Raw genomic sequence first — 16,017 nt, 5'->3', positions numbered from 1 at the left:
TCAAATCCGGGCGGGAATTTGCGGCCTGGCTCGGGCTGGTGCCAGGCCAGGTTGGCACCGGTGGCAAGGTACGGCTACTCGGGATCAGCAAGAGAGGGGATACGTATCTGCGCACGCTGCTGATACACGGTGCCCGGGCGGTGCTGGCACACGTGAAAGAGCCGGGGCCGTGGGTTGAGCAGATCAGCAAGCGTCGGCCGCAGAACGTTGTGACGGTCGCGCTGGCGAACAAGATCGCACGAACGATCTGGGCGTTACTTGCGCACGATCGAACGTATGAGGGAAGTTATGTGAGCGTCAAGCCGATGTAATCGGTGAGGCGATTCCGATAAACCAGTTTTGCAAAGGATGGGCACGTCAAAAGGTTGCGCAAGGTAATTGAGTGTGATGGCAAACAGGTCAGACCGTGACTCCCGAAACCTGAATGTTTTTCCGGGCTAAAAAGCCCGTTAAGGAAATGAGGCGTGGGTCAGCGGATTCCATCGAGGCCAGCGGGTTCGACCTGCAACAAGGCCGGATATAAAACCGCAGCCTTCCTGTCCACCAGCACACACAATCTCTTGGCAAACGGGAGGCGTCCATATAAAAAACATGGCGGATTCTAACTCACTGGTCATCACGCTGCATGCCGACGACGACGTCGCCATCGCGCGCGGCGCGATCGCGGCGGGCACCGTGCTGCACGAACTGAACGGCCTCGTCGTCACCGACGACATTCCCGCTGCACACAAGGTTGCCGTGCGCGCGATCACGAAGGGCGACCCTGTGCGCCGCTACGGTCAGATCATCGGCTTCGCCACGCAGCCGATCGAGCCAGGCGCGCATGTCCATACGCAAAACGTGTCGATGGGCGACTTCGCGCGCGACTACGCCTACGGCACCAACGTCAAGGCCGTGCCGACCGCGCCGCAAGCGCTGACGTTCCAGGGCATTCGCCGCGCCGATGGCCGCGTGGCGACGCGCAATTACATCGGCGTCGTCAGCACCGTCAATTGCTCGGCGACGGTGACGAAGCTCGTCACGCAGCATTTCTCCGCGCCCGGCGCGCTCGACGCGTGGCCGAACGTCGACGGCATCGTGCCCCTCACGCACAGCTTCGGCTGCTGCATCGACCACAACGGCGAAGGCATCCAGCAACTGCGCCGCACGATCGGCGGCTATGTGCGGCATCCGAATTTCGCCGGCGTGGTCGTGATCGGCCTCGGTTGCGAAGCGAACCAGATGGGCGCGATGTTCGTCGCCGAGGGCGTCGAGACGGGCGAAACCGTCGTGCCCCTCGTCATTCAGGAACAGGGCGGCACGCAGAAGACCGTCGACGCCGCGATCGCGGCCGTCGAGAAGCTGCTGCCCATCGCGAATCGCGCAGTACGCGAGCCGCTTCCTGTGTCGCATCTGAATATCGCGCTGCAATGCGGCGGCTCGGATGGCTACTCGGGCATCACCGCGAACCCGGCGCTCGGCGCCGCCGTCGATCTGCTCGTGCAGCACGGCGGCACGGCGATTCTCAGCGAGACGCCCGAAATCTACGGCGCGGAACACCTGCTCACGCGACGCGCGATTACGCCGGAGGTCGGCGAGAAGATCGTCGAGCGCATCCACTGGTGGGAGAGCTACGCAGAGCGCGAAAAAGGCAGCATCGACAACAATCCGACGCCGGGCAACAAGGCGGGCGGCCTGACGACGATCCTCGAGAAATCGCTCGGCGCCGTTGCGAAGAGCGGCTCGACGCCGCTGATGGACGTCTATCGCTACGCGGAGCCCGTGACGGCCAAAGGCCTCGTGTTCATGGACGCGCCCGGCTATGACCCGATGGGCGCGACGGGGCAGATCGCGAGCGGCGCGAATCTCGTGCTGTTCACGACGGGACGCGGTTCGTGCTTCGGCGCGAAGCCCGCGCCGTCCATCAAGCTCGCGACGAACACGAAGATGTACGCGCGCATGATCGACGACATGGACATCAACTGCGGCGACATCATGGACGGCGACTCGACCGTCGAGCAGAAAGGCCGCGAGATCTTCGACATGATCGTCGCGGTGGCGTCGGGTGCGAAGAGCAAGAGCGAGGCGCTCGGCGTGGGCAACGAGGAATTCGTGCCCTGGATGATCGGCGCGCAGATGTAAGGCGTGCGTTCTGGCGCGGCTGGGAGGCCGCGCCTGCTCGACAGGGAAGGCCCGTTTCCCGCCGTGGACCGCGCGATGCTCTCCCCGCCGCGCCATTTTACTTGACATCTAAACTATCAAAACCTAAAGTAAAGACGAGCACTCGAGTTGGGGAACCAGCATGCGTATCGTCTGTATTGGCGGCGGGCCGGCCGGGCTGTATTTCGGGCTGTTGATGAAGCGGCGCCATCCGGCGCACGAAGTGATCGTGGTCGAGCGCAACCGCCCGTACGACACGTTCGGCTGGGGTGTGGTGTTTTCCGACCAGACCCTCGGCAACCTGCGCGCCGCCGACGCGAAAAGCGCCGACATGATCCTCGATGCGTTCAATCACTGGGATGACATCGAGATCAACTTTCGCGGCGCGAAGGTGCGCTCGTCGGGGCACGGCTTTTGCGGGATCGGCCGCAAGCGTCTGCTGAACATCCTGCAAGAGCGTTGCGAAGAACTCGGCGTGAAGCTGGTCTTCGAAACGCAGGTCGTCGACGACGACGATTACGACGCCGACCTCATCATCGCCAGCGACGGCCTGAACAGCGCGATGCGCCAGAAGTACGCATCGACGTTTCAGCCCGACATCGACATGCGCAACTGCCGCTTCGTGTGGCTCGGCACGAAAAAGCTCTTCGACGCCTTCACGTTCGCGTTCGAAAAGACCGAATGGGGTTGGTTCCAGGCCCACGCGTACCGCTTCGACGATCAGACCTCGACGTTCATCGTCGAAACGCCCGAGCGCGTGTGGCGCGCCGCCGGTCTCGACGAAATGAGCAAGGAAGACAGCATCGCGTTCTGCGAGCGGCTGTTCGCGAAGTATCTCGACGGCCATCCGCTGATGTCGAACGCGAGCCATCTACGCGGGTCGTCGCAATGGATCCGCTTTCCGCGCGTCGTCAATCGCGAGTGGGTGCATTGGAAAACACGCGACGACAACACGCGCGTGCCCGTCGTGCTGATGGGCGACGCCGCACATACCGCGCACTTCTCGATCGGCTCCGGCACCAAGCTCGCGCTCGAAGATGCAATCGAACTCGCGAACAGCATCGACGCGCATCCGCACGATCTCGCCGCAGCGCTCGCGCACTACACGCAAGTGCGCAGCGTCGGCGTGCTGCGCATCCAGAACGCGGCGCGCAATTCGACGGAATGGTTCGAGCACGTCGACCGCTATGCGTCGTTCGAGCCGGAACAGTTCGCGTATTCGCTGCTCACGCGCTCGCAGCGCATCTCGCACGAGAACCTGCGCGAACGCGATGCCGCTTATCTCTCGTCATTCGAAGACTGGCTCGCCGCGCGCGCGGGCATCGAACGCGATCAGCAAAAGCATTCCATTCCGCCGATGTTCACGCCGTTCAAGCTGCGCGGCGTGACGCTGAAGAACCGCGTGGTCGTCTCGCCGATGGCGCAGTATTCAGCCGTCGACGGCGTGGCGGGCGACTATCACCTGATGCATCTCGGCGCGCGCGCAATGGGCGGCGCAGCGCTCGTGATGACGGAAATGACGTGCGTGTCGCCGGACGCGCGCATCACGCCAGGATGTCCCGGCATGTACGCGCCCGAGCATCTCGCCGCGTGGCGTCGCATCGTGCAGTTCGTCCACGCGCAAACCGATGCGAAGATCGGCATGCAGCTCGGCCATGCGGGTGCGAAGGCTTCGACGCGCGTGAGCTGGGACGGCATCGATCTGCCCTTGCCCGACGGCAACTGGCCGCTGGTGTCGGCGTCGCGGCAGCAGTATCTGCGCGGCGTGAGCCAATGGTCGCGCGAAGCGACGCATGACGAGCTGCGCGACATCGAAGCGCAATTCGTCCGCGCGACGCGCATGGCCGCTGACGCGGGCTTCGACTGGCTCGAACTGCACTGCGCGCACGGTTACTTTCTGTCGAGCTTTCTCTCGCCGCTCACCAACCATCGCACCGACGAATACGGCGGGTCGCTCGCGAACCGTCTGCGTTATCCGCTGCAGGTGTTCGCCGCGATGCGCGAAGTGTGGCCGCAGGACAAGCCGATGTCGGTGCGCATCTCCGCGCACGACTGGGTCGACGGCGGCACGACGCCCGACGATGCCGTCGAGATCGCGCGCGCCTTCAAGGCTGCGGGCGCCGACATGATCGACGTGTCGTCAGGCCAGGTCAGCAAGGAAGAAAAGCCCGTGTTCGGCCGCATGTTTCAGACGCCGTTCGCCGATCGCATCCGCAACGAGGCGGGCATCGCGACCATCGCAGTCGGCGCGATCTCCGAAGCGGATCACGTGAACAGCATCATCGCCGCCGGCCGCGCGGATCTGTGCGCGATCGCGCGACCGCATCTCGCGAATCCATCGTGGACCTTGAATGAAGCCGCGAAGATCGGCTACTTCGACGTGAACTGGCCGAAGCAATACACGGCGGCCAAATCGCAGCTCGAACGCAATTACGAACGCGAGCGCGCGCAGGCCGCAGAAAATGCGCGCCTGTCGCCACTCGAACGCGCGCAACGCGCGGAAGGAACGGTTTGATGAACACTACGCTGGCAGGCAAGCATGCCGTCGTGACGGGTGGCGGCAGCGGCATCGGTGCTGCAACGGCCGATGCGCTCGTTCGCGCGGGCGCGCGCGTCACGTTGATGGGCCGCGATGCGCAACGTCTCGCCGCGCAACGCGAAACGTTGAGCCGACATGGCGAGGTCGCCGGATACATCAGCGTCGACGTGTGCGATGAAAGTGCTGTAAACAAGGCATTTTCCGAAGCCGCGTCGAATGCCGGCCCGATCGACGTGCTCGTCAACAACGCGGGCCAGGCCCAGGCCGCACCCTTCGCGAACACGGACATGGCGCTCTGGCAACGCATGCTCGACGTCAATCTGACGGGCGTGTTTCTCTGCACGCGCGCCGTGTTGCCGTCGATGCTTGAACGCGGCTATGGACGCATCGTCAATGTCGCGAGCACGGCGGGACAGATCGGCTACGCGTATGTCGCCGCTTATTGCGCGGCGAAACACGGCGTGATCGGACTCACGCGTTCGCTCGCGCTCGAAGTCGCGGCGAAGGGCGTCACCGTCAACGCCGTGTGCCCCGGCTATACGGAAACGGAGTTGCTGCGCGCATCGCTCGATCAGATCACGGCAAAGACATCGCGCAGTGAACAGGAAGCGCGCGACATCCTCGTGCGCCACAACCCGCAGCGCCGCTTCGTCGAACCCGTCGAAGTCGCGAACGCGGTGCTGTGGCTGTGCATGCCGGGTTCCGAATCCATCACAGGTCAATCGATTTCCGTTTCAGGCGGAGAAGTCACATGAGTCAAGCTGCAAAGAAAAAGGCCGGCGACGCAGCCGAAGCGAAACCCACGCGCAAAGGCGTCGCGAAGCCCGCGGAAAACGTCGTGGACATGGAAATGAGCACGGGCGCCGATAGTCACATGGGCTTGCGTCTGTGGCTGCGCATGCTGACGACGACGAACCTCGTGCAAGCAGAGTTGCGCAAGCGTCTGCGCAACGAGTTCGATACGACGCTTCCGCGCTTCGATCTGATGGCGCAGCTCGAGCGTCATCCGGAAGGGCTGAAGATGACGGAACTGTCGCGCCGTCTGATGGTGACGGGCGGCAACATCACCGGCATTACCGATCAGCTGGAAAAAGAAGGGCTCGTCGCGCGCGACACCGATCCGAACGACCGTCGCTCGACCAGCGTGCGCCTCACGCCGGACGGCCGCGCGCTGTTCGACAAAATGGCCGTCGCGCATGAGCAATGGGTTGTCGAAATGTTCGGCGGCCTCGATCTGGACGAGAAATCGCGCACGCATCAAAAGCTCGGCAAGCTCAAGCAGCATCTGCTCAACACGATCAAGAGCCAGGAGACGTAAATGACCCGATCCGCTGCCGACGCCCTGCTGGCCGGCAACCGCACGACGCTCGCCACGTATGTCGCGAAGCACTTCGGCTGGTCCGTCAACGCGGGCGTCGCAACCGTCACGCTCAACCGTCCCGAGCGCAAGAACCCGCTGACGTTCGACTCGTACGCGGAGTTGCGCGATCTCTTTCGACAGCTCGCCTACGCGACCGACGTAAAGGCCGTCGTGATTCACGGCGCGGGCGAGAACTTCTGTTCGGGCGGCGACGTGCACGACATCATCGGCCCGCTGATCGATCTGCCGATGCCCGAGCTGCTGCTCTTCACGCGCATGACGGGCGATCTCGTCAAAGCGATGCGGCATTGCCCGCAGCCCATCATCGCGGCTGTCGATGGCGTCTGCGCGGGCGCGGGCGCGATCCTCGCGATGGCGTCCGACATGCGGCTCTCCACTGCGCGAAGCAAGCTCGCGTTCCTATTTTCGCGCGTGGGTCTCGCGGGCTGCGACATGGGCGCCTGTTCGATCCTGCCGCGCATCATCGGCCAGGGACGCGCCGCCGAACTGCTGTACACGGGCCGCTCCGCAAGCGGTGAGGAAGGCTACGCATGGGGCTTCTACAACCGCCTGTGCGCGCCGGAAGCGCTGCTCGACGAAGCGTCGAAGCTCGCCGCCGATCTCGTCGCGGGCCCGACGTTCGCGCACGGCATCACGAAGAAGATGCTGCATCAGGAATGGAGCATGAGCATCGACGAGGCGATCGAATCCGAAGCGCAGGCGCAGGCCATCTGCATGACGACGCGCGATTTCGAGCGCGCGTATCGCGCGTTCGCGGCGAAGTCGCGCCCTGTGTTCGAAGGAGACTGACCTTGAATCTCAACGATCCGCACAGCGCATTGGCCTGGCCGTTCTTCGAAGCGTGTCATCGTGAGCTGGCCGAGGGCATCGAAGCATGGGCCGCGCAGCATCTCGCGCACGTGCAGCATGACGACACCGATGCGTCGTGCCGTCATCTCGTGCGCGCATTGGGCGACGCGGGCTGGCTGAAGTACGGTGTGGGCGGCACGCAATACGGCGGGCACGGCGACACGATCGACACGCGCGCCATGTGTCTGCTGCGCGAAACGCTCGCGAAGCACGACGGTCTCGCCGACTTCGCGCTCGCGATGCAAGGCCTCGGCTCCGGCGCGATCACGCTCGCGGGCACGCACGAACAGAAGACGCGCTATCTGCCGCGCGTCGCAAAGGGCGAAGCGATTGCCGCATTCGCGTTGTCGGAGCCCGAAGCGGGCTCGGACGTCGCCGCGATGTCGTTGCAGGCGCGCGCAGAAGGCGATGTCTACGTTCTCGACGGCGACAAGACGTGGATCTCGAACGGCGGCATCGCGGACTTCTATGTGGTGTTCGCGAGAACGGGCGAAGCACCCGGCGCGCGCGGCATCAGCGCGTTTATCGTCGACGCGGACACAGCGGGTCTGGAGATCGCCGAACGCATCGACGTGATCGCGCCTCATCCGCTCGCGCGTCTTCATTTTGCCGGCGCGCGTGTGCCGCGCAGCCAGATGCTCGGCGCGCCCGGCGAAGGCTTCAAGATCGCGATGCGCACGCTCGACATTTTTCGCACGTCAGTGGCGGCTGCATCGTTGGGCTTTGCGCGTCGCGCGATGCAGGAAGGGCTCGCGCGCGCCGCGTCGCGCAAGATGTTCGGCCAGACGCTCGGCGACTTCCAACTCACGCAGACGAAGCTCGCTCAGATGGCGTTGACGATCGACAGCAGCGCGCTGCTCGTCTATCGCGCCGCGTGGCTGCGCGATCAGGGCGAAAGCGTCACGCGCGAAGCCGCGATGGCGAAGTGGCACGCGAGCGAAGGCGCGCAACAGGTGATCGACGCGGCCGTGCAGCTGTGGGGCGGCATGGGCGTGCGAAGCGGCGCGACCGTCGAGCGGCTGTATCGCGAGATTCGCGCGCTGCGCATCTATGAAGGCGCGACGGAAGTGCAGCAACTGATCGTCGGCCGCGATCTGCTGAAAGCGCATGCGGCAAGCCATGAACAGGAGCGCACGTCATGAATGCCTCGTTCGACATGCCCGTGCGCATCCGCTTCGCGCATTGCGACCCCGCAGGCATCGTCTACTTTCCGCAGTATCTGGTGATGACGAACATGCTCGTCGAAGAGTGGTTCAACGAACGTCTCGCCATCGACTACGCGCACATGATTCAGACGCGCCGCGTCGGCCTGCCGATCGTCAAGCTCGATTGCGAGTTCTCGCGGCCGAGCCGCATGGGCGAAACGATCGCGCTGTCGCTCGACGTGACGCGTATCGGGCGCCGCTCGATCGGCCTCGCCATCGTTGCGCGCTGCGCGGGTGAAGTGCGCTTTCGCGCGGCACAGGTGCTCGTCACGACGTCGCTGGAAAGCGGCCAGTCGATCGACATTCCCGATGACATCGCGACGGCGCTCGCATTGTTCGCGCCGCATGCCGTTCAATCCGAGGAGCAACGCTCATGAAAAAGAAACCGCTACTGCCTGCGGGCTGGGTGAAGCCGCGCGGCTATGCGAATGGTGTCGCGGCGAGCGGCACGCAGGTGTATATCGCCGGACAGATCGGCTGGGACGCGGAAGCGCGCATGACGAGCGATCTCTTCGCCGAGCAGGCCGCACAGGCGCTGCGCAATGTGCTCGCCGTGTTGCGCGAAGCGGGCGGCCGTCCCGAGCATCTCGTGCGGATGACGTGGTACGTCACCGACAAGCGCGAGTATCTCGCGTCGCTGAGGGAGATCGGCCAGACGTTCCGCGAACTGATCGGCGATTACGACATTGCGATGAGCGCTGTGCAGGTCGTTGCGCTGATCGAGGATGAAGCCAAGGTCGAGATCGAGGCGACGGCCGTGATTACCGAGTAGGCCCGCTTCGCATTTGCGCGGATCAACCCTTTCCGCACGATTAGCACGACTAGCACCGATTAGCACGTATGGCAGAGGAGTTTCATGATGGAACCGTCAGCTCACGTCGATACCTTCGCGCGCGACCACATGCCGCCCGAGGATCAATGGCCGCTCTTTTTGCTCGACAATCCGGACGTCGCGTATCCGGCGCGCTTCAACTGCGCGACTGAACTGCTCGATCGTGCTGTCGAAGGCGGGCATCGCGACCGGCCTGCCATCTGGTCGGATGTCGACGGCAAACCGCAGGCGACCACTTATGGCGAACTGCTCGCGATGGTCAATCGCAACGCACACGTGCTCGTCGATGAAATGCGCTTGCAGCCGGGCAATCGCGTGCTGCTGCGCGGCCCGAATACGTTGCAGATGGCCGCCGCGTTTCTCGCGGCGTTGAAAGCGGGTCTCGTCGTCGTGCCGACGATGCCGTTGCTGCGCGCGAAGGAACTCAAGCAGATCATCGACAAGGCGCAGATCAGCGCGGCGCTGTGCGACACGCGGCTGACGGAAGAACTTTCGCGCTGCACGACGCAAGGCGACGAGTTCTATTGCGAGGGCCTCAAACAGACGCTGGTCTTTCATGACGATGCGCCGGGTTCGCTCGAAGCGCTGGCCGCGTCGAAGGCCGCTGAATTCAACGCGTGCGACACGGCCGCCGACGATGTCTGCCTGATCGCCTTCACGAGCGGCACGACGGGCGCGCCCAAGGGCTGCATGCACTTTCATCGCGACGTGCTCGCGATGTGCGACCTGTTCCCGCGCCACGTGCTCAAGCCCAGCGCCGACGATGTCTTCTGCGGCACGCCGCCGCTCGCGTTCACGTTCGGTCTCGGCGGCCTGTTGTGCTTTCCGTTGCGCGCGGGCGCATCGACGGTGCTGATCGAAAAGCAGACGCCCGAAACGCTGTTGCAAAACGTCGAGCGCTTTCGCGCAACCGTGATGTTCACCGCGCCGACGTTCTATCGGCAGATGGCGCCGTTGATTCCGCGCTTCGACGTTTCGTCGCTGAAGAAGACCGTTTCCGCAGGCGAAGCGTTGCCCGATTCGACGCGCGCGCTATGGCGCGAAGCGAGCGGCATCGAGATGATCGACGGCATCGGCGGCACCGAGCTGATCCATATCTTCATCGCTGCCGCCGGCGGCGACGTGCGGCCGCACGCGATCGGCAAGGCCGTGCCGGGCTACATCGTGCAAGCCGTCGACGACGACATGCGCCCCGTGCCCGCAGGCACGATCGGCAAGCTCGCGGTGCGCGGGCCGACGGGCTGCCGCTATCTCGCCGACGACCGCCAGCGCAAGTTCGTGCGCGACGGCTGGAACCTGCCCGGCGACTCCGTGTATATCGACGAGGACGGCTACGTGTTCTATCAGGCGCGCGCCGACGACATGATCGTGTCCGCCGGTTACAACATCTCCGGCCCCGAAGTGGAAAGCGTGCTGATGCAGCACAAGGCCGTCGCCGAATGCGGCGTGATCGGCGTGCCCGACGAAACGCGTGGACAGATCGTGAAGGCGTTCGTCGTGCTCAATGCGGGCTTTAGCGGCGACGAAAAACTGATCGCGGAGTTGCAGGAATTCGTGAAGAATACCGTTGCGCCGTACAAGTACCCGCGCGTCGTCGCCTTCATCGACGCGCTGCCTCGCACGGAAACCGGCAAGATCAAACGGTTCGCATTGCGTGCGATGTAGCGTGCCCACACCTCGCCGTTGAGACGAATGGGCGAAGGGGCGAACAAGGACGCGCGCAGTCCCCGTCGTCCAATCATGGAGGAGCATCCTGTGGCCGGTTCCTTTATCGAAGTCGCCGCTCGCGATGGCGGCCGTTTCAACGCATACGTTGCGCGTCCGGCACAGGGGTCCGGTCCGGGCCTCGTGCTACTGCAAGAGATCTTCGGCATCAACGACTATCTGAAGACGACGGCCGACCGCTACGCGGAAGAAGGCTACGTCGTGCTCGTGCCCGATCTGTTCTGGCGCATCGAACCGAACGTCGTGCTCGGCCACGAAGGCGAGGACATGAAACGCGCGCTCGACTTCCACGCGAAGTTCGATGTCGATCGCGCGATCGACGACATCGCCGCCACCATCGACGCGTTGCGCGCGCTGCCCGAGCACGCGGGCAAAGTGGGCGCGATCGGCTATTGCCTCGGCGGCAAGCTCGCGATGCTCGCCGCTGCACGCACGGACGTCGATTGCGCGGCGAGCTACTACGGCGTCGGGCTCGAAGCGTATCTGGGAGAAGCGAAGCACATTCGCTGCCCGATGGTCTTTCATTTCCCCGAAAACGATTCGTACTGTCCGCCGCCCGTGCGCGAGCAGATCATGGCCGCGCTTCGCACGCATCCGAACATCGAGCAGTATGTCTATCCGGGCTGCGATCATGCGTTCGCGTCGTCCGCGCGCCCGCAATACGACAAGCCCGCCGCGATGATGGCGTACTCGCGCACGCTCGCGCTGCTGCGCAAGGTGCTCGGCCCCGTCTACGATCTGAACACATTGTGGGAACAGCACTGCTATTTCGAGTTCGCAACGCGCGATGTCGAAGCCGTCATGCCGACGATGGTCGCGCAGCCCTACGTCAACCACGTGCCGACGATGACGGGCGGCGTCGGTTACGACAACCTGAAGCGCTTCTACACGAATCACTTCGTCAATTCGAATCCGCCCGACACGAAGCTGATTCCGATTTCGCGGACCATCGGTTCCGATCGCATCGTCGACGAATTCATCTTTGCGTGCACGCATAGCTGCGAGATCGACTGGCTGCTGCCGGGTGTCGCGCCGACGGGCAAATACTTCGAGGTGCCGATGCTCGCCGTCGTCTGCTTTCGCGGCGACAAGCTGTATAACGAGCACATCTATTGGGACCAGGCTTGCGTGCTCGTGCAGGTCGGGCTGCTCGATCCGAAGGGCTTGCCCGTCGCGGGCATCGAAAGCGCGCGCAAGCTGCTCGACGAAACGCTGCCGTCCAATCAGCTGATGGGCGGCAAGTGGTCGACGTGATTCGCGCTCCAGCGTTGAGATTTGTGATGAATAGAGGCCGCGCTCCTGCGTGGCCTCGTATGACATTTCCTCCGCGCGGCGGCGAACAAAAATTGTTGAACCGAGCCGTGTCGATTTCGGCCCGCTTCGATCGTCGTGTGTAGAAGCGCGGTGCGCAAACCCGTTCTCCAGTTGTAGTTTGGGGCGGCCCCTGACTAGACTGGAAGCGCATCGACAGCCACGGAGGAACGCGCACATGACGCATAACATCGAAGGTCAAAAACGCTGGCTGGCACTCGTCGTGCTGTGCATGGGCGTGCTGATGATCGTGCTCGATACGACCATCGTGAACGTCGCCTTGCCGTCGATCGCAGCCGATCTGGGCTTTTCCGAAACATCGCTCGTGTGGGTCGTCAACGCGTACATGCTGACGTTCGGCGGCTTTCTGCTGCTGGGCGGCCGGCTCGGCGACCTGTACGGCCATCGCAGGTTGTTTCTTGCTGGCATTACGCTGTTCACGCTGGCGTCGCTTGCATGCGGGCTCGCGAACTCGCAAGTCATGCTGGTTTGCGCGCGCGCGATTCAGGGGTTGGGCGGCGCGGTGGTGTCGGCCGTATCGCTGTCGCTGATCATGAATCTCTTCACCGAAGAAGGCGAGCGCGCGAAAGCGATGGGCGTCTACGGCTTCGTATGTGCGGGCGGCGGCAGCATCGGCGTGCTGCTGGGCGGTCTGCTGACCAATCTGCTGAGCTGGCACTGGATCTTTCTCGTCAATCTGCCGATCGGCATCGCCGTGTACGCGGCGTGCATCGCGCTGCTGCCCGCCGGACGCGGACACGCACACGGCGGGCGGCTCGACGTCGCGGGCGCGGCGACCGTCACCGCATCGCTGATGCTCGCCGTCTACGCGATCGTCAACGGCAACGAAGCGGGCTGGCTGTCGGCGCAAACGGTCGGGCTGCTCGTCGTCGCGCTCGCGCTGCTCGGCGCGTTTCTCGCGATCGAAGCACGCGTCGTGCATCCGCTGATGCCGCTCGAACTCCTCACGTTGCGCAATGTCGCGACCGCCAACGTCGTCGGCGTGTTGTGGGCCGCCGCGATGTTCGCGTGGTTCTTCATTTCCGCGCTCTACTTGCAGCGCGTGCTCGGCTATGCGCCGTTCCAGGTCGGTCTCGCATTCCTGCCCGCGAACCTGATCATGGGCTTCTTCTCGCTCGGCCTGTCGGCGCGCATGGTGATGCGCTTCGGCATCCGGCGTCCGCTCGCCGTCGGTCTGCTGCTGGCCGCGCTGGGCCTGCTGCTGTTCGCACGCGCGCCCGTCGACGGACACTTCGTCATGGATGTGCTGCCCGGCATGGTGCTGCTCGGCATCGGCGCGGGCGTCGCGTTCAATCCGCTGCTGCTCGCGGCGATGAGCGATGTCGATCCCGCCGATTCGGGCCTCGCGTCGGGCATCGTCAATACGTCGTTCATGATGGGCGGCGCGTTGGGACTCGCGGTGCTCGCGAGTCTCGCGGCCGCGCAATCGGCGAGCGGCGGCGCGCAGCACGCCGATACGCCCGCCGCGCTCACGAGCGGCTATCACGTCGCGTTTCTCGTCGGCGCGATCTTTGCGGCGACGGCCGCGACGCTCGGCGGCGCGTTGTTGCGGCAGGGCGCGCAGTCCGCCGTTCGACAGGAACGCGGCGCGTTGAAGGAATCGATGGAGTAGCGACGAAGCGCAAGTGCAATCAAATGAACGCTGCCTTCAATCGATATGCTGGGTTCATGCCGAAACGAGAGTCCTTATGAACCCAGCCGCGAACCCTGCCGGAAGAGCGCTCTGGTTTATCGAAAGCCACTTCGCGGGCGAGCTGTCGCTCGATGACATCGCCAGTTGCGGCTGTGTCTCGCGCTTTCATCTGTCGCGCGCATTCGAAGCGGCAACGGGTTATTCGGTGATGCGCTACGTGCGCGCGCGGCGTCTGACGGAAGCAGCGCGGCGTCTAGCGCGCGGCGCGCCGGATATTCTCGCCGTCGCAGTCGATGCGGGTTACGGCTCTCACGAGGCATTCACGCGCGCGTTTCGCGAGCAGTTTGGGCTCACGCCCGAAGCGTTGCGCGCGCAAGGTCATCTCGACAACATCGCACTCGTGGAGCCGATCAAAATGGAAGAGTCCCTGTTAGCCCAGCTCGAACCGCCGCGTTTCGTCGACGGCACGCCACTGCTCGTCGCGGGATTGAGCGAGCGCTACAACTGCGAGAGCAGTTCCGGCATTCCCGCGCAATGGCAGCGCTTCAACGCGATCAACGGGAAGGTGCCGGGACAGATCGGACAGGTCGCGTACGGCGTCAGCTACAACCCCGACGACTCGGGCAATTTCGATTACATGTGCGGCGTCGAAGTGGCCGATTTCTCGGGCTTGCCCGATGAGCTGGGGCGCGTGCGCATCGGTGCGCAGCGCTACGCCGTGTTCACGCATCGCGAGCACATCTCGACGATACGCCGCACGTGCAACACGATCTGGAACAAGTGGCTGCCCGAGTCCGGCCACGCGCCCGCCGATGCGCCCAACTTCGAGCGCTACAGCGAGCAGTTCAATCCCGTGACGGGAATGGGCGGCGTCGAGATCTGGGTGCCGCTCAAGACGTGAATCAGCTTTTGCCGCTGTCGACGCTGCCGGCACCGCCGACAGGGGCGGCTTCGACTTCGAACGTGTCGCCTGTTTCGAAGAACGTGCCGCCCGCGACGTAGTGGCAGGTGCGCATGTCGTGATCGTCGCCGAAGTGCCAGCGGTTGTTCGAGTAGACGCGGCTGTCCGCATAGCACGCGACCACCTCGGCGAGGATCAGGTCGTGGCGCTGGCTGTCGTCGGGAATCACCTTGCATTCGAACCACGCGACGCAGCCTTCGAGCATCGGCACGTCGATCTTCTGCGCGGCGAACGTGTCGAGTTGCAGCGCCGCGAGCTTGTCGATCTCGACGCCCGCATTCGATCCGACCGCGAGCGTATGGCGCGCGAAGCCGCGCGTCGGCAGTTGCAGGCCGAACACGCCGCTCGCTTCGACGAGTTGCCGCGTCAGCGTCTTTGCGTCGATCACGACGACGACTTTCGGCGGAACGAAATCGAGCGGCATCGCCCACGACGCCGCCATCACGTTCGAGCGGCCCCCGTGCGCGCTGGTGATGAGCGTGACGGGGCCGTGATTCAGAAGGCGCGTGGCGCGCGCCAGGTCGACGGGTTGGCGGAAATCTTGCATGGATGGCCTTCGCGATATCGATCGCGGCATTCTAGCGAAGCGGGGAAAAACGCGAGGGCTGCGTGACAGAGAGGCAGAGAGGCGTTGAAAAGCGTTGACGCTGAAACGAGCGGCGGCGCCGACGCGCCGTCCGCAGGTCCGCGTGGATGCGAGAGGTCAGTGCGTGATGGGTGGCGGCTTGCCGTGCGAGATGTCGTGCGGCTTGTGCGCCTCGCCGTTGGCGCCCGGGAAGAATGCGTTCCACGCTGCGCGCACGCCTTCTGCTGCCGTGGCTTCCGCGTCGATGGTTTCCGGTTCGTCCACGCGCGCGGGATCTTCGCTCAGCCCGCGCCAGTGTGTGAACACGAGGAGCGGTTTTTCGGTCCATCCGCCTTCCGCGAATTTGGCGAATGCCGTCCCTCCGCTCACAAGCTGGACTTCGTACCACCCGTCCCTTACGGGCGCATAGTCGTCCAGCGGGAACCATGCGGTCGCTTCGATTTCCATAGTGCCGTCTCCTGTTGTGGAAGTGACTCATAGGAAGGCATTGTTCATGCCCCACGGGCGGCGCGCCCGTGCGCGGCGTCGGTACAGATCTGGTTCAGGAAATGCAGGGCGAACGAGCCCGAAAACGACGCGCATTCCGCCACGACGCCATCGCCAGATTTACATACTCCCTCGCTGGCGTCCAGCCCGCTCACATATTCGTATTCTTCGAACGTGACGCTGGGTATGTTCGGTTGCGGCTGTGGCTGTGGCTGTGGCTGCGGCTGTGGCTGTGGCTGTGGCTGTGGCTGTGGCTGTGGCTGTGGCTGTGGCTGTGGCTGTGGCTGTGGCTGTGGCTGTGGCTGTGGCTGTGGCTGTGGCTGTGGCTGTGGCTGTGGCTGTGGCTGTG

General features: G+C 64.2%; 16 protein-coding genes. 14 read left to right on the top strand and 2 right to left on the bottom strand.

Annotated features, from left to right (window positions below):
- The 13 genes from VSR68_RS41930 to VSR68_RS41870 all read left to right on the top strand — a co-directional run.
- Positions 1-311 (top strand): transposase (locus tag VSR68_RS41930; protein ID WP_342945297.1); only part of this gene is annotated, 311 nt, incomplete at its 5' end.
- Positions 312-591: 280 nt separating this feature from the next.
- Entirely contained in the window at positions 592-2,121 is a 1,530-nt protein-coding gene (locus tag VSR68_RS41925) for an altronate dehydratase family protein (protein WP_342945296.1), read from the top strand.
- A gap of 160 nt (positions 2,122-2,281) precedes the next feature.
- Positions 2,282-4,654, top strand: coding sequence for a bifunctional salicylyl-CoA 5-hydroxylase/oxidoreductase (locus VSR68_RS41920; protein WP_342945295.1), 2,373 nt, complete (start codon positions 2,282-2,284; stop codon positions 4,652-4,654).
- Positions 4,654-5,433 (top strand): SDR family NAD(P)-dependent oxidoreductase, encoded by a 780-nt coding sequence (locus VSR68_RS41915; protein WP_342945294.1) that lies wholly within the window; start codon positions 4,654-4,656, stop codon positions 5,431-5,433. Before VSR68_RS41920 ends, VSR68_RS41915 begins: the two co-directional genes overlap by 1 nt.
- Positions 5,430-5,996, top strand: a complete 567-nt coding sequence (locus tag VSR68_RS41910; RefSeq protein WP_342945293.1) for a MarR family transcriptional regulator — start codon at positions 5,430-5,432, stop codon at positions 5,994-5,996. Before VSR68_RS41915 ends, VSR68_RS41910 begins: the two co-directional genes overlap by 4 nt.
- Positions 5,997-6,848, top strand: a complete 852-nt coding sequence (locus VSR68_RS41905; protein WP_342945292.1) for an enoyl-CoA hydratase family protein — start codon at positions 5,997-5,999, stop codon at positions 6,846-6,848.
- A 2-nt stretch (positions 6,849-6,850) separates the two neighbouring features.
- The gene (locus VSR68_RS41900) at positions 6,851-8,050 is read left to right on the top strand and encodes an acyl-CoA dehydrogenase family protein (RefSeq protein ID WP_428983717.1); all 1,200 of its coding nucleotides are present in this window, start codon (positions 6,851-6,853) and stop codon (positions 8,048-8,050) included.
- A complete protein-coding gene (locus VSR68_RS41895; protein ID WP_342945291.1) occupies positions 8,047-8,490 on the top strand; it encodes a thioesterase family protein in 444 nt (147 codons plus the stop codon). The genes VSR68_RS41900 and VSR68_RS41895 overlap by 4 nt, the downstream gene beginning before the upstream one ends.
- On the top strand, positions 8,487-8,885 hold the full coding sequence (locus tag VSR68_RS41890) for a RidA family protein (RefSeq protein WP_342945290.1): 399 nt from the start codon (positions 8,487-8,489) through the stop codon (positions 8,883-8,885). Before VSR68_RS41895 ends, VSR68_RS41890 begins: the two co-directional genes overlap by 4 nt.
- A gap of 87 nt (positions 8,886-8,972) precedes the next feature.
- Positions 8,973-10,610, top strand: coding sequence for an AMP-binding protein (locus VSR68_RS41885; protein WP_342945298.1), 1,638 nt, complete (start codon positions 8,973-8,975; stop codon positions 10,608-10,610).
- A gap of 90 nt (positions 10,611-10,700) precedes the next feature.
- Positions 10,701-11,924, top strand: coding sequence for a dienelactone hydrolase family protein (locus VSR68_RS41880; RefSeq protein WP_342945289.1), 1,224 nt, complete (start codon positions 10,701-10,703; stop codon positions 11,922-11,924).
- A 235-nt stretch (positions 11,925-12,159) separates the two neighbouring features.
- Positions 12,160-13,614 (top strand): DHA2 family efflux MFS transporter permease subunit, encoded by a 1,455-nt coding sequence (locus VSR68_RS41875; protein ID WP_342945288.1) that lies wholly within the window; start codon positions 12,160-12,162, stop codon positions 13,612-13,614.
- Between the two features lie 76 nt (positions 13,615-13,690).
- Positions 13,691-14,536 carry an AraC family transcriptional regulator gene (locus tag VSR68_RS41870; RefSeq protein ID WP_342945287.1) on the top strand — a complete coding sequence of 282 codons (846 nt, stop codon included), beginning with the start codon at positions 13,691-13,693 and terminating at the stop codon, positions 14,534-14,536.
- Position 14,537: 1 nt separating this feature from the next.
- Here VSR68_RS41870 and VSR68_RS41865 read toward each other — a convergent pair whose 3' ends face one another.
- On the bottom strand, positions 14,538-15,143 hold the full coding sequence (locus tag VSR68_RS41865; RefSeq protein WP_342945286.1) for a flavin reductase family protein: 606 nt from the start codon (positions 15,141-15,143) through the stop codon (positions 14,538-14,540).
- Between the two features lie 156 nt (positions 15,144-15,299).
- Positions 15,300-15,629, bottom strand: a complete 330-nt coding sequence (locus VSR68_RS41860; protein WP_342945285.1) for a hypothetical protein — start codon at positions 15,627-15,629, stop codon at positions 15,300-15,302.
- Positions 15,630-15,730: 101 nt separating this feature from the next.
- On the opposite strand from VSR68_RS41860, the gene VSR68_RS41855 reads away from it, so the two are divergent.
- The coding region (locus VSR68_RS41855; RefSeq protein WP_342945284.1) for a hypothetical protein at positions 15,731-16,017 on the top strand (287 nt) is incomplete at its 3' end.

This window comes from Paraburkholderia phymatum, from assembly GCF_038900715.1.
GTDB classification, from domain to species: domain Bacteria; phylum Pseudomonadota; class Gammaproteobacteria; order Burkholderiales; family Burkholderiaceae; genus Paraburkholderia; species Paraburkholderia phymatum_A.
Note: the sequence above shows the minus strand (reverse complement) of the source record. Positions and strands in the feature narration are given on the sequence as shown.